Annotated in this window: 20 protein-coding genes; 12 read left to right on the forward strand and 8 right to left on the reverse strand. The window is 75.3% G+C overall.

The window, feature by feature from the left end:
- Positions 1 to 18: 18 nt before the first annotated feature.
- Both ACZ50K_RS19220 and ACZ50K_RS19225 read right to left on the reverse strand, forming a co-directional pair.
- On the reverse strand, positions 19 to 504 hold the full coding sequence (locus tag ACZ50K_RS19220) for a histidine kinase (RefSeq protein ID WP_468904304.1): 486 nt from the start codon (positions 502 to 504) through the stop codon (positions 19 to 21).
- Between the two features lie 117 nt (positions 505 to 621).
- Complete coding sequence (locus tag ACZ50K_RS19225) at positions 622 to 1,026, reverse strand: VOC family protein (RefSeq protein WP_468904306.1); 405 nt, start codon at positions 1,024 to 1,026, stop codon at positions 622 to 624.
- Between the two features lie 181 nt (positions 1,027 to 1,207).
- Between ACZ50K_RS19225 and ACZ50K_RS19230 the strand changes: the two genes are divergently transcribed.
- From ACZ50K_RS19230 to ACZ50K_RS19265, 8 genes are all read left to right on the forward strand, one after another.
- Positions 1,208 to 1,414 carry a hypothetical protein gene (locus ACZ50K_RS19230; protein WP_468904308.1) on the forward strand — a complete coding sequence of 69 codons (207 nt, stop codon included), beginning with the start codon at positions 1,208 to 1,210 and terminating at the stop codon, positions 1,412 to 1,414.
- A gap of 2 nt (positions 1,415 to 1,416) precedes the next feature.
- Entirely contained in the window at positions 1,417 to 1,605 is a 189-nt protein-coding gene (locus ACZ50K_RS19235) for a hypothetical protein (protein ID WP_468904309.1), read from the forward strand.
- An 18-nt stretch (positions 1,606 to 1,623) separates the two neighbouring features.
- The gene (locus tag ACZ50K_RS19240; protein ID WP_468904311.1) at positions 1,624 to 1,842 is read left to right on the forward strand and encodes a hypothetical protein; all 219 of its coding nucleotides are present in this window, start codon (positions 1,624 to 1,626) and stop codon (positions 1,840 to 1,842) included.
- 118 nt (positions 1,843 to 1,960) lie between these two features.
- Positions 1,961 to 2,716 (forward strand): class I SAM-dependent methyltransferase, encoded by a 756-nt coding sequence (locus tag ACZ50K_RS19245; RefSeq protein ID WP_468904314.1) that lies wholly within the window; start codon positions 1,961 to 1,963, stop codon positions 2,714 to 2,716.
- Positions 2,717 to 2,719: 3 nt separating this feature from the next.
- A complete protein-coding gene (locus ACZ50K_RS19250) occupies positions 2,720 to 4,624 on the forward strand; it encodes an ABC transporter ATP-binding protein (RefSeq protein WP_468904316.1) in 1,905 nt (634 codons plus the stop codon).
- A gap of 78 nt (positions 4,625 to 4,702) precedes the next feature.
- Positions 4,703 to 6,580, forward strand: a complete 1,878-nt coding sequence (locus ACZ50K_RS19255) for an alpha/beta fold hydrolase (protein WP_468904317.1) — start codon at positions 4,703 to 4,705, stop codon at positions 6,578 to 6,580.
- Positions 6,577 to 7,155 carry a hypothetical protein gene (locus ACZ50K_RS19260; RefSeq protein ID WP_468904319.1) on the forward strand — a complete coding sequence of 193 codons (579 nt, stop codon included), beginning with the start codon at positions 6,577 to 6,579 and terminating at the stop codon, positions 7,153 to 7,155. Before ACZ50K_RS19255 ends, ACZ50K_RS19260 begins: the two co-directional genes overlap by 4 nt.
- Complete coding sequence (locus ACZ50K_RS19265; protein WP_468904321.1) at positions 7,152 to 8,627, forward strand: phytoene desaturase family protein; 1,476 nt, start codon at positions 7,152 to 7,154, stop codon at positions 8,625 to 8,627. The genes ACZ50K_RS19260 and ACZ50K_RS19265 overlap by 4 nt, the downstream gene beginning before the upstream one ends.
- 39 nt (positions 8,628 to 8,666) lie before the next feature.
- Here the strand turns inward: ACZ50K_RS19265 and ACZ50K_RS19270 are convergent, their stop codons facing one another.
- On the reverse strand, positions 8,667 to 11,498 hold the full coding sequence (locus ACZ50K_RS19270) for a LuxR C-terminal-related transcriptional regulator (RefSeq protein ID WP_468904324.1): 2,832 nt from the start codon (positions 11,496 to 11,498) through the stop codon (positions 8,667 to 8,669).
- A 164-nt stretch (positions 11,499 to 11,662) separates the two neighbouring features.
- Here ACZ50K_RS19270 and ACZ50K_RS19275 point away from each other — a divergent pair, with 164 nt between their 5' ends.
- On the forward strand, positions 11,663 to 14,581 hold the full coding sequence (locus ACZ50K_RS19275) for a helix-turn-helix transcriptional regulator (RefSeq protein ID WP_468904326.1): 2,919 nt from the start codon (positions 11,663 to 11,665) through the stop codon (positions 14,579 to 14,581).
- 96 nt (positions 14,582 to 14,677) lie between these two features.
- On the forward strand, positions 14,678 to 15,202 hold the full coding sequence (locus tag ACZ50K_RS19280; protein ID WP_468904328.1) for a GNAT family N-acetyltransferase: 525 nt from the start codon (positions 14,678 to 14,680) through the stop codon (positions 15,200 to 15,202).
- Positions 15,203 to 15,226: 24 nt separating this feature from the next.
- On the opposite strand, the gene ACZ50K_RS19285 is transcribed toward ACZ50K_RS19280, so the two are convergent.
- Entirely contained in the window at positions 15,227 to 16,573 is a 1,347-nt protein-coding gene (locus ACZ50K_RS19285) for a tetratricopeptide repeat protein (protein WP_468904330.1), read from the reverse strand.
- Positions 16,574 to 16,712: 139 nt separating this feature from the next.
- On the opposite strand from ACZ50K_RS19285, the gene ACZ50K_RS19290 reads away from it, so the two are divergent.
- The gene (locus ACZ50K_RS19290; protein WP_468904332.1) at positions 16,713 to 18,080 is read left to right on the forward strand and encodes a M64 family metallopeptidase; all 1,368 of its coding nucleotides are present in this window, start codon (positions 16,713 to 16,715) and stop codon (positions 18,078 to 18,080) included.
- Here ACZ50K_RS19290 and ACZ50K_RS19295 read toward each other — a convergent pair.
- The 4 genes from ACZ50K_RS19295 to ACZ50K_RS19310 form a co-directional block, all read right to left on the reverse strand.
- The gene (locus ACZ50K_RS19295; protein WP_468904334.1) at positions 18,077 to 19,261 is read right to left on the reverse strand and encodes a phospholipase D-like domain-containing protein; all 1,185 of its coding nucleotides are present in this window, start codon (positions 19,259 to 19,261) and stop codon (positions 18,077 to 18,079) included. The genes ACZ50K_RS19290 and ACZ50K_RS19295 overlap by 4 nt on opposite strands.
- A gap of 68 nt (positions 19,262 to 19,329) precedes the next feature.
- Positions 19,330 to 20,826 carry a hypothetical protein gene (locus ACZ50K_RS19300; protein ID WP_468904336.1) on the reverse strand — a complete coding sequence of 499 codons (1,497 nt, stop codon included), beginning with the start codon at positions 20,824 to 20,826 and terminating at the stop codon, positions 19,330 to 19,332.
- Positions 20,827 to 20,996: 170 nt separating this feature from the next.
- Positions 20,997 to 21,590, reverse strand: coding sequence for a hypothetical protein (locus tag ACZ50K_RS19305; RefSeq protein ID WP_468904338.1), 594 nt, complete (start codon positions 21,588 to 21,590; stop codon positions 20,997 to 20,999).
- A gap of 97 nt (positions 21,591 to 21,687) precedes the next feature.
- Entirely contained in the window at positions 21,688 to 22,536 is an 849-nt protein-coding gene (locus tag ACZ50K_RS19310) for a Rossmann-fold NAD(P)-binding domain-containing protein (RefSeq protein WP_468904341.1), read from the reverse strand.
- Positions 22,537 to 22,623: 87 nt separating this feature from the next.
- Between ACZ50K_RS19310 and ACZ50K_RS19315 the strand changes: the two genes are divergently transcribed.
- Positions 22,624 to 23,046 carry a winged helix-turn-helix transcriptional regulator gene (locus ACZ50K_RS19315; protein WP_468904343.1) on the forward strand — a complete coding sequence of 141 codons (423 nt, stop codon included), beginning with the start codon at positions 22,624 to 22,626 and terminating at the stop codon, positions 23,044 to 23,046.
- Positions 23,047 to 23,059 lie beyond the last annotated feature (13 nt).

Below are 23,059 nucleotides of genomic sequence, written 5' to 3' on the forward strand. Positions count from 1 at the left end.
GGCCCGAGGCCGGGCCGGTCAGCCGGCGGCCTGTTCGGCGGCGCGGATGCGGGCGGAGAACTCCTTGGCGGTGAGCCGTTCGAGGGTTCCGCCGTGCCGGCGGGCCAGGTCGTCGGCCGTCCGCGGGTCGGACTCGTTCAGGTCGACGATGAGCAGCGCCGCCCCGTCCTCGACCCGGCTGCTCAGCATGATCATGCCCGCGCCGCCCTCCTGGGCCCAGCCCTCCTCGGCCGCGTTGCCGAGGGCCACTCCGGCCGCCGCGCCCAGGAAGACGCCGATGGGGCCGCCCAGCAGGCCGAGGAGGCCGCCGGCCAGGCCGGCGCCGGCGGTGGTCAGGCCCGCGCCGGGGACATGGCTCTCCGGTACGTCCAGGAGTCCCTCGGGCGACCGCTCCAGTACGGCCGCCTGGCGCAGGCCCGGGAGGTCGACGGCTTCCGTGTAGGCCGCCCGGCAGGCCGGAGGGCTCGCGAAACCGATCAGCAGCACGTGGTGGCCGTCCGCCATGTCCGATGCCTTCCGTCGTGTCCTGTCGCGGCGTGTCCTGTCGCACGGGTTCGGGCCGCCTGGGCGCGCACCCCACACCAGTGGACCCCGCGCCGCCGGGCCCCGCCACCGAAGGGGTCAGCGGGCGTGGAGGCCGTGCACGGGTTCAAGGAATTCGAGCCGGTTGCCCAGGGTGTCGAAGGTGTGGAACCGCTCGTAGCCGGGGAAGGCGTCGTCCCAGGTGACGCTCACGCCGTGCGCCTCCAGGCGCGCGGCCAGGGCGCGGATCGAGGTCACCAGGATGCCGGGGTGCGCCTTCCGGTTCGGCCGGAAGTCCTCCTCGACCCCCAGATGGACCTCCAGCCCGCCGCCCCGGAACCAGCATCCGCCGCGCGCCGCCAGCACCGGCGGCTTAGGGACCTCGGTCATGCCCAGGAGGTCTCCCCAGAAGGCCCGGCAGAGGTCCTCGCCGCCCGCCGGAATCGACAGCTGCACATGATGCAGTCCGCCCAGGGCGTATCCGGTCGTCGTTCCTGTAGTCATCTCTACTCCCCCACTGGAATCTTGACGTCAAGATACTCAGGGGTGAGTGACCCCTGCAAGGGACTTCGCCGACGAGGGTCGGTATGGGGTTCTCCCCAATGCTGCGCGGGTGCGGCGGATCGCAGACTGGGCCCGTTCTCAGGCATCCGCCCTCCCCCCTCCCACCAGGAAAGGAACCTCCGTGACCAGCATTTCCGAGCACGTCAACGACGCGTCGCCCGCGCTCTTCGGCGAGTTGACCGCCGCGCGCGGCGCCCGGCACCTGTCGGACCTGACGCCCGTCATGGCCACCCCCGCGGCCTTCGCCGCCGGCGTGGTCGTCAGCGCGGCCGTCTACGGCGCCGGCTTCGCCTACGGCGCCTCCGGCGGCAACAACAAGGACCGCTGAACATGACCCGATCCGCCCTCGTCGAGCACGCCGACCACAGCGGCGCACTCGCCGGCCTTCCCGTACGGGCCGACCGGGCCCGGCAGTTGAGCCCGCTGGCACCGGTCCTGGCCACCCCCGTGGTGGTGGTCACCCACGCGGGATCCGTCTACGTCGCCGGGGCCTCCGGCGGCAACCACAAGGACAGGTGAAACACCTTGGGAGCCTTCATGTCCGAATCCGTACTGACCCGGCACGCCGACCACAGCAGCATGCTGGCCGACCTGCCGGTGCGGGCCGACCGCGCACGGCAGCTGAACGAACTCGCACCGGTGCTCGCCACCCCCGCGACGGCGCTGGCCTTCGCCGCCGGTGTCGCCGTCGGGGCCCAGCTCGGCGCGGTGTTCGCCGCCGGAGCCGACGCCGGCGGCAGGAACAAGGACCGCTAGGGACAACCGCTGGGGACCGCACGGCCGCGGGAGGACGCGCCACCGGCGCGCGTCCTCCCGCACTCCCCCTCGCACCTCCCCCACCCCCCTTCCAACCCTCGTCCATCGGGCAGGCGGCATGAGCGACATTCACGACCTCGGATACGGGCGGCAGTTCGCCGACTTCTACCACCGCATCTTTCCGCCGGGCGACGGCGCCGCCAAATGGCTCGCCGGCCTGCACCCCGGTGACGGCACCCCCACCCTGGAGCTCGGGGTCGGCACCGGACGCATCGCCCTGCCGCTGGCACCGCAGGTCGGCGAGGTCGTCGGCGTGGACTCCTCCCCCGAGATGCTGCACGTGCTGCGCACCGCCCTGGCGGACGAACCCCTGCCGGTGCTCCCGGTCCACGGGGACATCCGCGGCTACCGCGACGAGCGCGCGTACGGGCTGGTGTTCTGCGTCTGCGGGACCCTCTCCATGCTGCTCGACCCGGCCGAGCAGCAGCAGGTGCTGGACACCTGCGCCCGGGCCGTCGCGCCGGGCGGCAGGGTGGTCGTCGAGACCCACAACCCCGCGTTCGTGGAGGCCATGCACGAGGGCCGCCACAAGGACACGTTCTTCATCCCCTGCGGGGAGGACGCCGGTCTCCAGTCCTACTCCCTGATCAACCCGCAGCGGCAGTTCTGGCACCTGTCCCACATCTGGCACGAGGGCGGCGGCACCCGCCTGGCGCACGAGACCAGCCGGCTGACCACGCCTGAGGAGATCGACGCGTACGCCGAACGCGCCGGGCTGCGCCTGGAGGCGCGCTACGGGGACTGGCAGGGCTCGCCCTTCACCGGCACCGAACCGATGACGATCTGTGTGTACCGGACGAACGGTGAGGACTGAGCCATGGCCGCGACCACCTCGCTCCCTCCCCTGAACGAAGGGTCCAGGGAACCCGGGCCCAAAGAGGCGGCCGGCGCGGAGGATCCCGCGTCCGCCCCGCACGCCCCGTCCGCGCCGCCCGCCCCGCCCGCCGACGGGCTGTCGCCGCGCGAGACCTTCCTGGCGTTCCGCGGGCACATCCTGCCGCACTGGCGCGAGATCGCCCTGGCCGCCGTCCTGCTGGTGGCCGCCGGGGTGCTCGGGCTGCTCCAGCCGCTCGCCGTGAAGGACGTGCTCACCGCGTACGGCCAGGGCCGGGACGTCACCCCGGCGCTGCTGGAACTGGTCGGGCTGGTGCTGGTCGCCGCGCTGGCCCTGGCGGTCGGCGACTTCCTGCTGCTGCGGGCCGCCGAGCGGGTCGTGCTGGCCGGGCGCCGCGGCCTGGTGCGGCACATGCTCCGGCTCCCCATGGGGGTGATGCGCCGGCAGGCACCGGGCGATCTGCTCGCCCGGGCCGCCGGTGACACCTCGCTGCTGCGGCAGATCGTCACCCAGACCCTGGTGCAGGCCCTCACCGGCGTGGTGATGATCGTGGGCACGCTCGTGATGATGGCGATCGTCGACCCCGAGCTGCTGGCCGTCACGGTCGGGGTGATCCTGCTCCTCGGCCTCGTGGTCGGCGTGATCATGCCGCGGATCCGGCGCGCCGCACTGCGCGCCCAGGAGGCCGTGGGCCTGATGGGCGCCACCCTGGAGCGCGCCCTGAGCGCCTTCACCACGGTCAAGGCCTCCGGCGCGGAGGACGTGGAGGCCCGGCGCGTGGACGCCGCGGCGCGGGAGGCGTACGAGGAGGGCGTGGTCCTCGCCCGCTGGGGATCGGTGGCCGGGACCGCGGCCGGACTGGCGATCCAGATCGCCTTCCTGGTCGTCCTCGGCGTGGGCGGCGCCCGGGTCAGCAGCGGGGCCATCTCGGTGGCCACGCTGACGGCCTTCCTGCTGTACGTCCTGTACCTCGCCCAGCCGGTGATGTCGCTGACGGACGTCGGTACGTACTTCCAGGCGGCCCGGGCGGCCGTCCAGCGGCTGTCCGAGGTCACCCGGCTGCCCGTCGAGGACCTCGGGGACGCGGACCCGGACGCGGACGCGGGAGACGGTGGCGCGGCCGCCTCCACCGCCGCCGCCGGTACCGCCTCCGGGGCCGCCTCGCTGGTCTTCGACCAGGTCACGTTCACCCATGCCGGCCGGACCTCGCCGGCGCTCGACGGGTTCTCGCTGGAGGTCCCGGCCGGCGGTCTGACCGCCTTCGTGGGGCCGTCCGGGGCCGGCAAGACCACCGCGCTGAGCCTCGTCGAGCGGTTCTACGACCCCGACCGGGGCCGGGTCCTGCTCGACGGGCGCGACCTGCGGGACTGGCCGCTGAAGGACCTGCGGGCGGGCATCGGCTACGTCGAGCAGGACGCCCCCGTGATGGCCGGCAGCCTGCGGGACAACCTGGCCTACGCGGCACCCGCCGCGACCGACGCCGAACTGCTCGACACCCTGGCCGCGACCCGGCTGCTGCCGCTGCTGGAACGCCTCGGCGGCGACCTGGACGCCGAGCTCGGCCACCACGGCACCTCGCTGTCCGGTGGCGAACGCCAGCGGGTCGCCATCGCCCGGGCCCTGCTGCGCCGGCCCCGGCTGCTGCTCCTCGACGAGGCGACCTCCCAGCTCGACGCCGTCAACGAGGCGGCCCTGCGCGAGGTCATCGGGGAACTGTCGGCGCGCACCACGGTCCTGGTGGTCGCCCACCGGCTGTCGACCGTGCGGTCCGCCGACCGCATCGCCGTCCTCCAGGACGGTGCCCTGCGGGCCGTCGGCACCCACACCGGGCTGCTGCGCGAGGACACCCTGTACGCCGAACTCGCCTCGCACCAGCTGCTCGGCTGACCACGACAACAACCGGCCACGGCCGCCGACCAGGACCACGACGACCACCACCACCGGAGACGGAGGGGACTTCGCCCCATGGCCCGACTGCCGAAACTGATCCGCGCGCTCGTATCGCCGCCGACCGTGTCCCGCGGCACCGCCCTGTCGCTCGGCGAGCGGCTCAGCGCGGCCACCCATCTCGCGTCCAGCCTGGAGTACCTGGCCGCCGGACGCGACCGCGAACGGGGCGGGTTCAACAACTGGGAGGTCTCCCGGGAAGGGCATCTGGCCCGCTCGCCCCGAGGCGTCAAGGTGCTCGACATCGCCGCCCGCCCGCGCGTCACCACCGCCCTGCACCTGGCCCGGGTCGGCGCGGCGGCCGCCCTTCTCGCTCCCTCGCCCCGGCCCGTCCGGATCGCCGCGAACGCCGTGCTGTCCGGTACCTCGCTGCTGCTGTACCCGCTGAACCACTACGGCACCGACGGCTCCGACCAGGTGTCCTTCCTGGTCCAGTCCGTGACCACGGTGGCGCGGGCGGGCGAGCGGAACCCGCGGGTGGTCGACGCCTGCCTGTGGTTCATCGCCCTCCAGTCCACGCTGTCGTACGCCGTGTCCGGCTGGGTGAAGCTGGCCAGCCCGACCTGGCGCAGCGGGCGGGCGCTGCCCGGGGTGATGCGGACCCTGACCTACGGGGACCGGCGGGCCTTCGAGCTGGCGCGCCGGCACCCGCGCGCGGCGCACGCCCTGTGCGCCGGGGTGCTGGCGCTGGAGTGCGCGTTCCCGGCCGTCTTCCTGGCCCGGGGGAGGCCGGCCCCGCTGATGGTGGGCTCCGCCGCCGTGTTCCATCTGGCGAACGCCCGGCTGATGGGGCTGGGCCGGTTCCTGTCCTCGTTCGTCGCCATGCACCCCGCGGTGCTGTACGCGGCGGGTCCCCGGGAGCGGGCCGGGGCGCCCCGGCGGGACGACGCGCTGCCGGTGCTGGCGCTGGGGCTGCTCGGTGCGGCGCTGGGCCTGCTCCAGGCGGAGAAGGGGCGCCGGCGCCGGGCGGTGGCGCGCGGCCGGGGCGACGAGCTGCGCTTCACCGCCTCCTCGGGGAACACGCTCTCGTACCGGCGGAGCGGGCCCGCCGACGGCGTGTCCGCGTCCGGCGGCGGGCGGCCGGTGCCGCTGGTGGTGCTGGAGAGCGGTCTGGTGGCGACGGCGGAGCACTGGGAGTGGATCGTGCGGGGGCTCGCCGAAGGGTTCCCCGTGGTGTCGTACGACCGGGCGGGCTACGCCGCCAGCACGTACGCCGGGAGCGAGGCCGGGTACCGGCTCGACACGGCGGTGGACGATCTGGTCGAGCTGATCCGGCACACGGCGGGGGGTCGGCCCGTGGTGCTGGCCGGGCACTCCCTCGGCGGCCATCTGGCGCTGAAGGCGGCCCGCCGGCTGCCGGACCAGGTGGTGGGGGCGGTGCTGCTGGACTCCAGCCATCCCGCCGAACTGCGGCGGTCCTCGCGGCAGGCCCAGGGCCAGAAGGCGCTGAGCAGTTCCCTCGCGCTCGTCACCGCCTCGCTGAAGGCGGGCCTGGGCTCGCTGCTGACCCATCCCGACTGGGTCGACCGGCTGCCGGCGGAGGTGCGGGAGCTGTCGGAGACGCACTACCGGGACGCGGGCCTCTGGGCGGCGGGGCGCCGTGAATGGCGGGCCGTGCAGGCGGAGTTCGAGGAGCTCGACGGGAAGGTGCCGGAGGTGGGCGTGCCGCTGCTGGTGCTGACGGCCGGGCACACGGCCGCGCAGGACCCGGTGCAGTGGGAGCTGCACGCCGAGTTCGCCTCGGCGGCACCCGGCAGCGCGCATCTGGTGCTCGACGGCGCCGACCACGACTCGGTGCTGACCGACCGCGAGGCGGCCGGCCGGGTCGTCACGCTGATGAGCGACTACCTCGCCGGTCTCGGCGGCGGTCCGGAACCGGAAGGGGAACGGGAATGAGGGCCACGGTGGTCGAGAACGGTGCGGCGGTGGCGCGCGGGGGGCTTCCCCTGCTGCTGCTCGGCGGGTTGGCGGTGTGGTTCGGGGCGACGGCGGCGAGCCAGCATCCGAGCTCCGCCTTCGACCGGGTCCGCAACCGGGACCGGGTGGGGCTGCTGCTGCCGAACTGGCGGTTCTTCGCCCCGGAGCCGGCCCAGCACGACTTCCATGTGCTGCACCGTGTGCTGGACGCGGACGGCGGCCAGTCGGGCTGGCGGGAAACCACCCGGATCGCCGCGCGGGACTGGACGCAGATGGTGTGGTTCCCGCACCGGCGGCGGGAGAAGGGCCTGTTCGACGTGTGCGCCGAACTGATCATGATCATGAACCGGCCCGGTGGGCACGACGTGACCGTGTTCCCCGTCTACCGGCTGCTGCGCGACTCCGTGGAGGCGGCCGTGCGCGAGGCCCACGCGGACGGGGAGCCGCCGCGCGGGTTCCAGTTCGTCATCGCACGGCACACCGGGCACGATCCGGACCACGAACCCGACTACATCCTGCTGTCCCCCTTCGTGCCCCTGGCGGCGGCCGCGTGAGCGACGCGGTGGTCGTGGGCGCCGGCCCCAACGGGCTGGCGGCGGCGCTCGTCCTCGCCGGGGCCGGTCTGGAGGTCGAGGTGTTCGAGGCGGCGGCAACCGTCGGCGGGGGCACCCGCACCGCCGGATCGACGCTGCCCGGCTTCCGGCACGACGTGTGCTCCGCCGCCCATCCCATGGCGCTGGCCTCGCCGTTCTTCCGCGCCTTCGACCTCGCGGCGCACGGGGTGCGGATGGCGGCTCCGGAGGTCTCCTACGCCCATCCGCTGGACGGCGGCCGGGCCGGGCTGGCCTGGCGCGATCTGGACCGTACGGTCGAGGGGTTGGGCCGGGACGGGCCCGCCTGGCGTGCGCTGCTCGGCCCGCTGGTGGAACGCTGGGAGGAACTGGCCGGGACGGCCCTGTCGGATCTGCGGAGCCTGCCGGACGGTCCGGTGACGGCGGCGCGGCTGGCCCTGCGGATCGCCGAACAGGGCTCGCCGCTGTGGGGGGCGAGGTTCCGGGGGCCGCTCGCCCCGGCGCTGCTCACCGGGGTGGGCGCACATGCCGGGGTCCCGCCGCGCGGGCCGGTGCCGGCCGGGGTGGGGCTGGTGCTGGCGGCGTTGGGCCATGCGGTGGGCTGGCCGGTGGTGCGGGGCGGCAGCCAGGGCATCGCGGACGCCATGGCCGCCGAGCTGCGCCGCCGCGGCGGGCGGATCGTGACCGGCCGGCCGATCCGGGACTTCGGCGAACTGCCGCCCGCCCGGGCGGTCCTTCTGGACGTGTCGCCCGCCGGGCTGCTCGGGATCGCCGGGTCCGCGCTGCCCGCCCGCTATGCCCGCCGGCTGCGCGCGTACCGGTACGGCAGCGGGGTGTGCAAGGTGGACTTCGCGCTGTCCGGCCCGGTGCCGTGGCGGGCTCCGGGCTGCGAACTGGCCGGCACCCTGCACCTGGTGGGCTCGCGCGCGGAGGCGATGGCCGCGGCCCGGGAGGTGGCCGCGGGGCGGCATGCCGAGCGGCCGTACGTGCTGGTCGTGCAGCCCGGTGTGGTGGACCCGACCCGGGCGCCGGCGGGCCGGCACACCCTGTACGCCTACGCGCAGGTGCCGAACGGTTCCCCGCTGGACGTCGCCGACGCGGTGGCCGCGCAGGTGGAGCGGTTCGCCCCGGGGTTCGGGGATCTGGTGCTGGCCCGGAGTTCGGTGCCCGCCGCCCGGCTCGGCGAGCACGGCCCCAACCATGTGGGCGGTGACATCACCGGGGGCGCGCTGTCGCTCCGCCAGCTGGTGATGCGGCCGGTCGCCGCGCGGGACCCGTACGCCACCCCGCTCCCCGGGGTGTACCTGTGCTCGGCGTCCACTCCCCCGGGGCCGGCAGTGCACGGGATGTGCGGGGTGCACGCCGCCCGGCGGGTGCTGCGGGACCGGTTCGGGATCCGCGCCGATCCGCTGGGGCCGTTCCGGCCGGCGGGGTCGTCGCGGGCGCCCGGGTGAGCCGGTGGCGGGGCCGGGCGGGGGCGGTGCCGGGAGCCGCTAGCCGGTGCGCCGCAGGAGCTCGGACAGGGCCAGCCGGGAGGTCACCTCCAGTTTCCGGTAGATGCGGGAGAGGTGGGTCTCCACCGTGCGGGGGCTGAGAAAGAGGCGTTCGGCGATCTGCCGGGTCCGCAGGCCCGTGGTGGCGAGGGTCGCGATCTCCCGTTCCCGTTCGCTGAGCAGCCCGAGGAGGTGCCCGGCCGGGTTCTCCCCGGACAGTTCGGCGCGCAGCTCCGCGACCCGTTCCGTGACGAGCTCGGCGCCGCAGGCGCGGGCGATCGACTCGGCCGCGTCGAGGTGGTGCAGTGCCGTGGCACGGCCCCGGGCGGTGTGGAAGGAGCGGGCTCCGGTGGCCAGGGTCCAGGCGTACTGCACGGGCATGCCGGCCGACCGGAAGACGGCCGCGGCGCGTTCGAGGAGCGCGGCCGCCGCCTCGTGCGCGCCGTCGGCCATCAGGAGTTCGGCGCGGGCGGTGCGGGCGTGGGCCTGCTGGACCGGGAGTCCGAGCCGTTCGGCCTCGGCCTCGGCGGCGAGCACCAGCCGGTCCGCTTCCGGGCGGTCCCCGCAGCGCAGGGTGGCGGTGGTCAGCAGGGCGAGCAGCAGGGGCCGGGAGAAGGGCCGCACCAGGGGCAGGTGCCCGCCGCCGCCGCTGTGCAGCAGGGTGCGCCGGCAGCCTTCGGCGTCGCCGGTGAGCAGCCGGGCCTGGGCGAGCAGGCCGGTGGCCGAGGCGGTCCACCAGTTGTGTCCGTGCCGGGTGGCGGCGGCCGCCTCCTCGACGAGGGCGAGGACCTCGCCGGTGTGTGCCCGGCCGCGGGCCCAGACGAGGGCGGTGGCGCGCATCGCCAGGGCGAGGGCGACGGCGGGCTGGGCGCCGAGGGTGCGGGCCAGGGCCTCCGCCTCGCGGGCCCGCTGTCGGCAGGCGTCCGGGTGGCCGGTCCACTGCTCGGCCATGGCGAGCCCGAGGAGCCGGTGGAGCAGGATGACGGGCCGGCCGGTGCCGGGTTCGGAGGCGGTGAGTCCGCGGCCCAGATGGCGTGCGGCGTCCGTGAAACGTTCCAGATAGAGCTCGGCGCTGCCGAGCAGGGCGAGGGTTTCCGGGGTCCGGCCGGCCAGCGGGTCGGGGAGGGCGTCGACGAGCCGGGCGCAGTGGGTGACCTCGTCGGCGGCCTCGTCGAGGTCTCCGGCGTGGGTGGCGCAGAGGGCGGCCAGGACGCGCAGCACGGTGCGGTCCGCGTCTCCGGCGCGTTCGGCCCGGCCGGGGGTCCGGGCGGCTTCCCGGAGCAGGTCGCGGGCCTGGTCGTGGGTGCCCTGGAGGACGTGCACCAGTCCGTACTCGATGATCAGGCCGACGGTGTCGGCGGGCAGCGGGTCGGGAAGCGGGCGGGGCAGCAGGCCGACGGCGGTCTCGATGATGGCCGTGGCCTCGGCGAACCGGCCGAGCTGGCGTTCGGCGTCGGCGCAGACGGCATGGGCCTGGAGGAGCTGTCCGTCGCCGGGGGCCGGGTGGGGGCGCCCGAGCAGTTCGTGGGCGCGGGTACGTGCCTCGGCGGGGCGTCCGGAGGCGATCAGGGCGCGGCAGAGGGCGAGTTCGCGGCCGGTCCGGGTGGTGGGGTCGGTGCCGGGGTCGGGCGGGGAGTCCAGGGCCAGCCGGAGCCAGCGTGCGGCGGTGGCCGGGTCCTCGGCGGCGATCTCGGCGGCGCCGTCGGCGAGGACCCGGGCGGCGAGGGCGGCGTCGGTGCCGAGCAGGTGCTCGGCGTGGCGGGCGCGTTCGCGGGCGCGGCCGGTCTCGTGGCCCTCGGTCAGGTCGAGGGCGCGGCGGTGGGCGCGCAGCCGGAAGGAGACTCCGGCCCGTTCGTGGACGAGGTGGCCGATGAGGGGGTGGCGGAAGGCGAGTCCGCCCTTCCAGTCGGCGGGGTGGACGAGTTGGGCGTGTTCGAGTTCGGCGAGGGCGTCGAGGGTGCCGTCGAGTCCGAGTCCGGAGACCCGGGCGATGTCCTGGGGGCGGAACGGGCTGCCGGCCACGGCGGCTGCCGAGGCGGTGAGCGCGGCGCGCGGGGTGAGTTCGTCGAGTTCGGAGAGCAGCGGTTTAGCCTCGCGGAGCAGGGCGGCCGTGTCGGTGCCGGGGCGGTCGGGCCAGTGGGCGGGGTGCCAGCCGGCCGCGATGAGCAGGTGCAGATAGCGGGGGTTGCCCTCGGCGGCGGCGCACATCAGGGCGGCGAACTCGTCCCGGGCGGCGGGGTCCCGGGGCGCGGGTGCCGGGTCGGCGGGGTTCCTGGGGGCGGTCGGGTGGTGCGCGCTCTTGCTGTGGGCGGGGTGGGCGGCGAGCAGGGCGGTCACGGCCGCGGTGTCGAGGGGGCCCGGTTCGATCCGGGTGACCGTGCCGGCCCGTACGCCGTCCTCCAGGGCCGACAGCAGTACCGGGGCGGTCCGCGCGGGCCGGTGGGCCAGGGCGAGGAGTAACGGGCGGGCCGGGGCGGAGCGGATCTGCCGGGCGATCTTCCCGGCCGGGCCGGGGGCGCAGCGGTGGGCGTCGTCCAGGACCAGGATCCGGGCGGCCGGTGCGGCGGTGCCGGGATGGTCCGGGAGGGCCGGGGCGGTGGCGGGGTCCTGGCGGTCGGCGTGGACGCGGACGGCCGGTATGCCGTGCCGGTCGGCCAGTTCCAGCAGGGCGGCGGTCAGCCGGGTCTTGCCGGTGCCCGGCTCTCCGGCGATCTCCACGACCGCGCTCCGGCCCTCGCGCAGCTCTTCCACGGCCCGTGCGAGCAGGGCGAGTTCACCCTCCCGTCCGAACAGGTCCGCCGCGACGGCCGGTCCGGATACTGCGGTCTCCAACGTGCCTGCTCTCCCCCCCGGTTGGTGAAGCAACCATCCAAAGGTAAAGGAAGTCTTTTGAGTTCTCGACTACGTACCGCGCTTGCGTGTTTCCCCCGATGCGTTCGCATTCGTGTTCGAAGAGGCTCGGGTCCTCAGCCGAACACCGCCGTGAGGGGACACCGTTGGGCACCGAAGAACCGCTGATCGGCCGCGCGCCGGAAACCGCCCGGCTCCACCGGATCCTGACCGGCCCCCCGGACACCGGGCCCTGGCTGCTGGAGGTCTCCGGGGACCCCGGTATCGGCAAGACCCGGCTGCTGGCGGAATGGGGCGCGGCGGCCGGCCGCGCCGGGCTGTCCGTACTGACGGGCCGGGGGGCCGGGGCGGACCGCGACCGGCCGTTCTCGCTGTTCCGGGGCCCGGTGCTCGGGGCGCTCGGCCTCCCCGGCGCCGCCGAGGCGCTGGACCCGGACGAACGGGCCCTGCTGCTGCGGTACTTCGCGGACGGCGACTGGGACCGCGAGGACGGGGACGCCGGCCCCACGGAGACCGGGGCGGAACGGGCCGGTCTGCGCCGGGCCGTCGCGGGACTGCTGTGGCCGGCGCCGGGCGGCCCTCGCCTGAGCCTCTGCCTCGACGACCTCCAGTGGGCCGACGAGGACTCGCTGCTCCTGCTGGGCCGGCTGCTGCGCCGCCCCCGGCCGCGGGCACCCCTGGTCCTGGTGTGCTCCGTACGCCCCCGGCAGCTGCCCGGGGCGCTGGCGGCGGCCCTGGCCTTCCCGGACGACGCCTACCGGGTGGAACGGATCCGGCTCGGACCGCTCCCGCGCGCCGCCGCCGGGGAACTGCTCGGCTCCGGCACCCCGCCCGAACGGCAGCGGCTGCTGTACGAGGCCGCCGGCGGCAACCCGTTCCATCTGCGGACCCTGGCCCGCTCGCCGGGGCCGCTCACCCCGGCCGACGGCGCCGGCCCGTGGATCCTGTCCGACGAGGCGGTCATGGCGGCGGCCCCGGCACTGGCCCGGGAGACCGGGCTGCTGGACGCCCTGGAGCAGGAGGTGCTGCGGGCCGCCACCGTGCTGGACGAGGAGTTCGACCCCGCCCGGCTGGCCGGACTCGTCGGCCGGGACCCGGCGTCCACCTCCCGGGCCGTGGACCGGCTGCTGGCCCTGGACCTGATCCGCGCCGACCCCGGGCTGCGCCGCCACCGGCTGCGCCATCCGGTGCTGCGCGGGCTCGTCTACCGGGACGCGCCGCCCGGCTGGCGCAGGGCGGCCCACGCACGGGCCGACCGGATCCTCCGCGAGACCGGCGCGGGCCCGTTACGGCGCGCCCCGCACCTGGCCCGGTCCGCCGAGCCCGGCGACCGGGCCGCCGTACGGCTGCTGGCCGAGGCCGCCGAACAGGCCCGGGAGGGGGATCCGGCCGCCGCCGCGTCCTGGCTGGACACCGCCCTGGGCCTGCACCGCCCGGCGGACGGCGCGGGCCCGGACGACGGGGTGCGGGCCGGGCTGACGACCTCGCTGGCCCGTTCGCTGGGGGCGCTCGGGCGGCTCCGCGAGTGCGCCGAGCTGCTGCACGGCGCCGCGCGCCCGGACCCCGCCGCCCCCACCGGACCGCACACCGAACTCGTGGCCTTCCACGCCATGACCGAACGCCATCTGGGCAACTACCGGGCGGCCGAGTCCCTGCTGACCGCCCAGCTCGACCTGATCCCCTCCGACCCGGCCCCCTCCCCCGCGCTGGAGGCGCTGGCCGCCCCGCTGCGGCTGGAGCTGTCCACGGTCACCCTGCTGCGCCGGGCGTTCCCCCGCTCGCGGGCCCTGGCCGAGGAGGTGCTCCGGCACGCGACGGCCGCGCAGGACCGCCGGCTGCGGCTGGCCGCCGTGGTCCGGCTCACCCACTGCAGCGCCTTCGCCGGGGACGTGCCCGCGCTGCTGCGCTGGTCCCGGGAGGCGGGGACGCTGCTGGACGCCGCCTCCGACCGGGAACTCGCCCGCTGCCCGGACACCGTCGCCCAGCTCGGCTGGGCCGAGGCCCTCGCCGAGCGGCACCAGGAGGCGCTGCGCCACACCGCGCGGGGCATCCGGCTCGCCCGGTCCTCGGGACAGCTGTTCGTCCTGCCGTACCTGCTGCTGGCGCACGCCTACGCCAGTGTCAGCGTCGGCCGGCTCGCGGACGCCCTGGAATCGGCGGCCGAGGCCGAGCGGGAGGCCCGGCGGATGGAACGGCCGGCCCTCCTCGGGTTCGCCCTGGCCCTGCGCGCCTGGGCGACCTCCCTGCTGGACGGCCCCGACGCGGCGGCGCCGCTCGCGGAACGGGCCGTGCAGGAGGTGGGTGCGGGGGGCCGGCTGTGGGCGGTCACCGCGGGGGTGCTGGCCGGTGTCCGCTTCGACCAGGAGCGGTACGCCGAGTGCCTGGGCCTGGTCGGTTCGGCCATGGACCGTGAACGGCACCCGGGCACCGCGCATTCCGTCCGGCCCATCTGGTGCGCCCTGGGCGCCCGGGCGGCGGCCGCCCTCGGCGAACGGGCCCCGGCCGCCGCCTGGGCCCGCCGGGCGGCCGCCGACCCGGACCTGCTGGAGCTGCCCGGGCAGCGGGGCCATGTGGCGCTCGCCCGGGCCTGCACGGACCCGGACCCGGTGGGCGCGCTGGAGGAGGCGGTCGCCGGCTTCCGGGCGGGCGGGCTGGTCCTGATGGAGTGCCGGGGCCGACTGCTGCTGGCCGAGGCGCTCGCCTCGGGCGGGCCGCACGGCGGTGCGCGGGCCCCGGAGGAGGCGCTCGCCCACGCCAACCGGGCGAAGGCGCTGGCGGAGGCCTCGGGCGCCCGCCACCTCTACCGGGAGGCGGTCGACGCCCAGCGCCGGCTCGGCGCCCGCCGGCCCCGGCCCACCCAGGGCGCGGCGGACGCGCTGCCGGAACTGTCGGGTCGGGAGCGGGAGATCACCCGCATGGTGGAGCTGGGCCTGTCCAACCACGACATCGCCCGCGCGCTCGTCGTCTCGCCGAAGACCGTGGAGGCCCACCTCACCCGGATCTTCCGCAAGGCGGGCGTACGCTCCCGGGTGGCCCTGATCACCTCCCTCGCCCCGGCGGACTGAGCCCCGGCGGACTGGACCCGGGCGGACCGGGCCCGGGCGGACCGGGCCCGGGCGGGCGGCCGGGGCGGGCGGCCGGTGGACTGTTATCGTCCGGGAATGCCCGAGCTCATCGCCCCCACCCCCCGTCTGCGCGCCTCCTGGCTCGACGCACGGCGGGAATGGGGCGAGGACGCCCATCTGGACGGGGCCGGGCTCGGGTACGAGGACGATGTGGACACCGTGGCGGGCTTCGCGGCCTGGACGGAGCGGCTGCGCGGGTACGGGGACCGCCGGGTGCCGGTGGAGCAGGGCCGGGTGCACGCGACGTACTGGTGGATCGCCGAGGGCGACACCTATCTGGGGGCCATCGACCTGCGGCACTACCTCAACGGCTTCCTGCTCGACGCGGGCGGACACATCGGCTACAGCGTCCGGCCGTCCGCCCGCGGCCGGGGGCTGGCCGGCTGGGCCCTGGGCGAGGTGCTGCACGAGGCCCGGCTGCTGGGGATGGACCGGGTGCTGCTGACCTGCGATCCGGACAACGGCGCCTCGGTCCGCACGATCGAGAACGCCGGCGGGGTCCTGGAGGACGTCCGCGAAACCCTGATCGGCCCCAAGCGGCGCTACTGGATCGAACTCTAGGCACCCGGGGAGGCCGTCCTCCGGTCAGCCCCGGGCGGGTGGGAAGGGCGGGGCGGCGGGGGCCGGGCCCAGGGTGGTGGTGCCGGGGGCCGCCCGGTGTCCCAGACCCGTGCGGTAGGCGTCCAGCGCCGCCTCCGGGCGGCCGGTGCGCCGCAGCAGATCGCCCAGCAGCCGGCACAGGTCGGCGAGATCGCCGGTGGCCCCGCTGCGTTCGAGCAGTGCCATGGCCTGGACGTAGTGCTCCTCGGCGGCCTCCGGGTCGCCCCGGTCCTCCGCCATCAGGCCGAGCAGCCGGTGGGCGCCGCCCGCGTGCACGGCGCCGTGCCGCTCGCCCAGTTCCAGCAGGGTGGACAGCAGCCCGGCCGCCTCCTCGTAGCGACCGAGCCGGCGCAGTACGTCGGCCAGCTCCACTTCCACCTGGGCGGTGTACAGGGCCGCCCGGCGGGCCGACAGCATCCCCCGGGCGATCCGCAACTCCCGCTCCGCCGCGTCGAGTTCGCCGTTCTGCGCCTGGACGTAGCCACGCATCCAGTGGCAGTGGGCCAGCTCGGTGCGCAGTTGGAGCCCGGCGTAGATGGTCTGCGCCCTGGCGATCGAGGCGTCCGCGTCGGCCACCCTCCCCTCGGCGAGGAAGGTGCGGGCGACCTGCCGGTGCATGCCCGCGACCAGGGCCGGGTCGGCGACCTGCGGGGCGAGGGCGAGGGCGAGTTCGGCGGCGTGGGCGGCCCGGGCGTGGGCGCCCATGTCGATGTACGGGCCGATCACCGCGGCGTAGAGCATCAGCAGGGCGTCGGGGTCGGTCAGCCCGCCGGTGGCGAGTTCGTCGATCGCGCTCTCCAGCAGGTAGCAGGCGTAGCGCAGTTCCCCGGCGAGCAGATGGGCGATGGCGCGGCCGCGGATCGGGCGGGCCCGGCGGGTCAGCGGCTCGTCCGCCATCAGTCGTTCGGCCGCCTCGAAGTCCCTTATCGCGGCCTGGAGTTCGCCGGACTCCAGGGCGCAGTCACCGAGGCCGAGCAGGGCCTGTGCCTGTTCCGGGGCGAGAGCGAGCCGCTGTGCGTCGCCGAGCAGCCGCCGGAACTGCGCGGCGGCCTCGTCCGCTTCGCCGCCGGCCAGGGTCTGCTGGGCGTCGGTGAGGGCCAGCCGCAGTTCGGTGGCCAGATGGACGGGGCGGCCGGTGGCCAGTTCCTCGTAGGAGGTGCCCAGCCGGTCGGCGAGGAAGCGCAGCGCCGTCTCGGAGGGCCGCACCTTGCCCGATTCCAGCGTGGAGATGTAGGCGGGGGTGTAGGAGGGTTCGGCCAGCTTGCGCTGGGTCAGCCCGAGTTCGGTGCGCAGCCGCAGGACCCTGCGGCCGATCGCGTCCGGTTCGTCCATCGGGTCCCCCTCGTCGCTTGGACTCCCCAGTATTCAGGGGCGGTCGGGCATTGCGCACCTCTCGCGCGCCACCTAGTTTAACCAGTCGGTTCACTTGGCTTACTTTTCGATTTAACTCCCCTTGCCGCTGGAGGACTTCATGCCCCCGTACCCACGCCCGACCGCCCGGATCCTGCTGCGCTCGGCCGTCGCCGCGGTCTGCGCGACCACCGCCCTGCTGGCCGCGGGCCCGGCCCGGGCGGCGGCCGCGCCGGACTCCCCCTCGGCCTCCCGGGTGGAGGTGGAGGTGCCGGGGCCCGAGCACGGCGGCCCGGCCGGTTCGGGTCATATCGAGGTCCCGGTGGGCTCCGGTCCGGCCAAGGACCGGGCCGCCCGGCTCCCGGCGGCGGGCCGGGCGGCCGACGGCCAGGTCACGAAGGTGGTGGACAGCGGCCCCACCGCCGACCGGCTGGACGTGGTCGTCATCGGCGACGGCTACACGGCCGCCGAGCTGGCTAAGTTCCACACCGACGCCGAGGCCAAGTGGGCCGAACTGATGGCCGTGGAGCCGTACACCACCTACCGGGGCCTGTTCAACCTCTGGACGGTGGACGCCGTCTCCCCCGAATCCGGGGTGTCCGGGGACCCGGACCCGGCGGCGGTCCGCGACACCGCCCTCGGCTCCTCCTTCTGGTGCGAGGGCATCGAGCGGCTGCTCTGCGTGGACCAGCCCAAGGTGGACGCGTACGTGGCCAGGGCGCCCGAGGCCGATCTGGTCATCGTGCTGGCCAACAGCGCCAAGTACGGCGGGGCGGGCTACAACGAGCGCAGCGCCACCCTCGGCTACGAGGGCATATCGACCGCCTCGGCCGGCCACCCCAAATCCGGTCAGGTCGCCATCCACGAGACCGGGCACTCGCTGGGCAAGCTCGCCGACGAGTACTTCTACCCCGACTACCCCGGCTACGAGGAGTACACCGGCCCCGAGCCGGCCGAATCCAACATCTCCACCCTGGGCGCGGACCGGCTCGCCGCCGAGCGGGCCAAGTGGTACCGCTGGCTCGGCGAGACCTCCCCGGACGGCGGCACCGTCGGCGCGTACGAGGGCGGCGGCTACTACGCCACCGGCCTGGTCCGGCCCACCGACAACTCGCTGATGAGGGTGCTGGGCAAGCCCTTCAACCTGCCCGGCGTGGAGTCGATGATCGCCGGCTTCTACCAGCACGCACGGCTCGCCACCCCCGCGACCCCGACCGTCCGCACCCTGCGGCCGGGCGACAGCGCCCGGGTCACCGTCCCCCGGCTGGCGGGCGCGGACGGCCGCCAGCCCGTGGTCCGCTGGTACCTGGACGGCCGGGAGCTGCCCGGGCTCCGGGGCCGCACCAAGGTGTCCGTGACCCGGTTGTGGCTGCTGGGCCTGCGGACGCACCGGCTGACGGTCACCGTCGAGGACCGCACCCCCTCGGTCCGCGACCCGAGGATCGCCCGCACGCTGCGCTCCTCGGTGGAGTGGAAGGTCCGCCTCTAGAGGAAGCGGCGGATGGGCTGGACCGCGAGTTCGCGGGCCCGCTGGAGGGTCGGGCGGCGCTTCCAGCGGGCCTCCACGATCTGCTCGCTGCGCAGCAGGTCGGCGTCGAAGTGCCCGTCGAGGGCCGCCGTGAAGGACCCGTCCAGGACCGCCAGCATGACCTCCTCGTCGTGGTCGAGGGAGCGGCGGTTGAAGTTGGTGGAGCCGATCAGCGAGGCCACCCCGTCCACGGTGATCACCTTGGCGTGCATCATCGTCGGCTGGTACTGGTGGATCCGCACCCCGGCGGCGATCAGCTCCGCGTAGTGGTGCTGCCCGGCCAGCTGGCACACCCGCTTGTCGGTGTGCGGGCCGGGCAGCAGGATCTCCACCTCCACCCCGCGCCGGGCGGTGGCGCAGAGCAGGTCGATGAAGTAGGGGTCCGGGGAGAAGTAGGCGGTGGTGAGTCGGAACCGCTCCTCGGCGGACTCCAGCATGACCCGGATCAGGGTCTGCATGTCCTGCCAGCCGAAGCTGGCGGATCCGCGGACGACCTGGACGATGGCCTCGCCCTGCGGTCTGTGCTCGACGAACCGGTCGCGCTCGTCGAAGAGCTCCTCGTGGCACTCGGCCCAGTTCTGGGCGAACGCGGCCGCGATCCCGTCGACGGCGGGCCCCCGGACCTCCACATGGGTGTCCCGCCATTCGGTCTCGTCGCGGGCGTCCCCGCACCACTCCTCGGCGATCCCGACGCCGCCGGTGAACGCGGACTCCTCGTCGATGACCAGCACCTTGCGGTGGCAGCGGTGGTTCTGCTTGAGCGGGGACAGGTAGAGCGGCTTGCGGAACCAGGCCACCTGGACCCCGGCCCGCTCCATCTCGTCCAGGAGTTCCTTCTCGATCAGCCGGCTGCCGAAGCCGTCCAGCAGCAGCCGGACCCGGACACCGGCGCGGGCGCGCTCGGCGAGGGCGTCGGCGAAGTCCCGGGCGATGTCCCCCCGCCAGTACACGAAGGTCATCATGTCCACGGTGTGCCGGGCACCGCGGATCCCGCCGAGCATGGCCGCGAAGATCGCGTCCCCGTTGAGCAGCGGGGTCAGGGCGTTCCCCTCGGTGGCGGCGATGCCTATCAGGCGCTCCAGCCGGCGCCGCAACCGTGCCACCCGGAGTTCGGCGGTCCCTCGCTCGTGCGTCGTGGTCATGGTGTCTCCTGGGCGAAAGGGTGGGGGCGGCGGGCGAGCCGACCCTACCCGAGCCGCGCCCGAGGGTCTCAGCCGGCGAAGACGGCGGTCAGCGAGGCGAGGATCGCCAGGGCGGGCTGGGCGATGTCGGCGGCGGGGGCGAGCAGGGCCCGGAGGCGTTCGATGCGGGTCCGGGCGGCCGGGGCGTCCGGTTCGGGGGCCTCGGCGAGTTCGGCCAGCCGGTGGATCTCCACGGCGGCCTCCTCCCGCGCCCGGTCGGTCACATCACGGCTGCCCAGGGTGAGCCGGAGCAGCCGGGCCAGCTCGGCGGACCCGGCCCCGGTGGCGTAGGTGTTCTGGAAGTCCCGCACCACCGTGTCCTGGGGCCGGTTGATGAAGGTGGTGTTCTCGCCCTGGAAGTAGAAGTTCTCCGACACGTGCTGGTCTCCTTGGATGACGGTGGTGCCGATGCCGGCGGAGATGCGGGGCGCGGCCGGGACCAGCGGGCGCAGCGCGGCCCTGATGCCGGCCTCGGCGTCCCGGAGCGCGGTCAGGGCGCCGGCGTCCGCGGCGCGCGGAGTGCGGGCCTGGTCCGCCCCGGGTCCGGGTTCGGCCGCTCCTGCCTCCAGCACCTTCCGGATCCCGCCGAACAGGGCCCTGAAGTAGGGCGTGGACGTGTGCTCCACGGGGAACACCACCGGGCCGCGCCCCTCGGCCGGTTCCCCGGAGCTGGGGAAGAAGGCCAGGCAGGGCAGGGCTTCGGCGCCGATGCCCAGCCGGGCGGCCGCCTCGTAGGCCCCCTGGGGGTCGTACGGGGTCCAGCGCAGCCAGCGCACCGCCGCCATCACCCGGTACAGCTCGGGTTCCAGGTGCCTGCGCCAGTACGCGCGGGCGGCGGTCCGGCCGGTGGCCCGTTCGATCGCGAAGACCCTGGTGGTCGGTCCGGACAGGGCGTTGAGGTCCTCGAAGTGGGACCGGACGTACGTGGCGAGTTCGGCGTCGGCCTCGGTGTAGAGCAGGGCGCCCCACAGGCGCGGCCGGCCGTCCGGGGCGGGCACCCCGGCAGCCAGCGGGAGCCACTCGAAGAGCTCGTCGGCGGTGTGGGGGCTGCCGAGCATGTAGCAGCCGCTGGGGCTCCGCTCGATGCAGAGCACCACCAGGTCGCCGTCGGCCAATTCGGTTTCCGACAGGGGCAGTTCGTCGGGGAGGCGGCGGTCGGTGTCGGCGTCGACCAGCCACACGTCCAGGACCCGGGGCCCGTCGAGCCGGGCCCGCAGGGCGGCGCGGAGCGCCTCCCGGCGCTCGGGCGTGGGGTCGGCGAGCAGCTCCGGAACCTCGGGCTCCGGAAGGTCCGGGCGGGCGGCGCCGGTCCGGCGGGCCTCCCGCAGACAGCGGTCCCGCAGTTCGCCGACGGTCAGTTCCCCGGAGAATCCGGAGACCTCGAACAGGCCCGGGTGCAGCTCCCGGTCGAGGTCGTGCCAGCGGCCGTGCGGGTCGGGCGCGTCGCCGTCGGGGGCGTCCCGCCGTTTCAGCCGGTCCCAGTAGAGCCTCGTACAACACCTCTCGCTGTACGTGGAGTTCCCCATCAACGCCGAGTCCGTCTCCCGGACCGCGACCTGTAACCGCAACCGACCCACCCCCGCCTTCGGCTCCCGGCGGCTCCCCGCAGTCCCCGCCGCCCCCGCGAATGGTACGGGCGGCGCGGCCGGGAGTCCGCCGAATCCGGGAGCCCCGGATTCGGCGGGGCGCCCCGGACTCAGTCGGTGGACATCTCGGTGTCCTCGTCCTTGCCGGGCACCCAGTCGGTACTGGTGTCCTCCTTGTACGTCAGCACCGGCGACCACTTGGTGGCGAGGGCGGCCCACAGGGCGGCGGACTTGACCGCGGACCCGGTGGTGGCGATCTCCACCAGGCGCTTGTAGAGGGCGTCGAGTTCCGAGCCGTAGCCGCGGCCGAGTTCGGCGAAGTGGGTGATGACGGCGAACTCCTGGGCCGCCTCGCCGAGCCCTTCCAGGGTGCGCGTGCCCTTGATCCATTCGATCAGGGCGGTGGCCTGCCCGGCTCCGCCGTCGGTGCCCGAGGCCAGGGTCGCGGCCAGGGCTACGTACCGCTTGGGGCGCCCCCGGCGCACCACCGGGTCGTAGGCCTGGAAACCGCGGGTGACCCGGATCCGGGCGGTGGCGAGCTGTCCGTTGACGGCGTCGGCGATCCTGGTGCGCGCGGTGGTGGCCGCGGTGCCGTCGTTCTCCATCCAGACGTAGGCGTGCCAGAGCCGTCCCAGATAGGCCAGCTGGTTGGCGCTGCCCGAGGTCAGTTTGAGCGCCTCGGCCAGTTCGGTCGTGAGCGGCATGCGTGTCTCCCCCCGCCGTCCCGTCGGGCCGCCGTCCGGCGTCCCGTGCGCAGCGTCATCGAACGACCGCGTACGGTCAAGGGGTTGTGCGGTGCCGTCATCGCGCGGCGGCAACTCCCTTATCGGCTGCGACGGTTGCCGATACGGTTGCGGCGGCTGCGGTGGCGGCCACCTCCAGCGGGTCGCGGGCGGGGCGGCCGAGCAGCCGGGCCAGATCGGGGGTGGTGCCGTCCAGGAAGCCGTGCCGGATCGCGGTGGCGATCGACACCAGCATCGGCGGCTGGAACGGCAGCAGGCCGGGGGTCTCATCGAGGAGCCGGTTCCGGTAGTCGGCCAGGCCGATGGTGCGGTGCGGCAGGCCGATCCGTGCGGCCACCTCGGCGGCGGTGACCGGTGTGCCGACGAGGTCGTGGGTGCGGCCGGCGTGCCGGGCCGGATCCTCGGCGACGATCGCGGCGGCCTCGGCGAGGTCCGCGCGCGCCACCGCGGCCAGGGCCCCGTCGCCGAACGCCGACTCCAGCACCCCGCCCCCGTGGAGCAGGAGCCCGCCGAGCAGTTCGGCGTACAGGCCGTTGCGCAGGATCGTCCACGGCAGTCCGCGGTCCCGCACCAGCCGCTCGGTGGCCCGGTGCGCGAGCGCGAAGCCGAGGTGGTCCCCGGCGGTGGTCAGGCTGGTGTAGACGACATGGCCGACCCCGTCCCGGACGGCCGCGTCCAGGACCGCCGTGTGCCGGGCGACGACCCGGTCGTCCTCCGCGTACCCGGCCGAGACCAGGACCAGGGTGGACACCCCGGAGAGGTCGAGGCCGGCCGGGTCGTCGAAGTCCAGCCGGCGGACGCCTTCGCCCGGTGTGCGGCTGCCGCCGGTGGCGGCGGTCCCCCGGCTGCGCAGCGCCGCGAGGGTCGCCGAGCCGAGGCCGCCGTTGGCTCCGGTCACCAGAATCATGTGGATCACTGTCTTCCGTCGTGGTTCTCTTCGGTAACTGGGCTTGATCCTCGACCGCGGGGCAGGCGCTCACAAGAAGGCAGTTCCATGTCACTCACGCACACCGGGGTAACCACCCCGCCCGCCCGGCTCGACCCCTGTGGGCAGCCGGAGCACCCCGACTGCGGCATCCGCGACGTCCTGGACCGGATCGGGGACAAGTGGTCGGTGCTGGTGGTCGTCGAACTCGCCCAGAGGCCGCGCCGGTTCCGCGAACTGCAGCGGGCCGTCGACGGGATCTCGCAGCGGATGCTCACCCTCACGGTCCGCCGGCTCGAACGCGACGGCCTGGTCCTGCGCACCGTGTACCCCACCGTGCCCGCCCAGGTCGACTACCGGCTCACCGACACCGGGTCCGGGCTGACCCATCTGGTGAAGGCCCTCGCCGACTGGTCGCTGGCCCACCGGGACGGCATCGCCGAGGCCCGCGCGGCGTACGACCGGGCGCACCCGGGGCACGACATCCACTGACCCGCCGGGCGGC

The organism is Streptomyces sp. NPDC033845 (assembly GCF_055576225.1).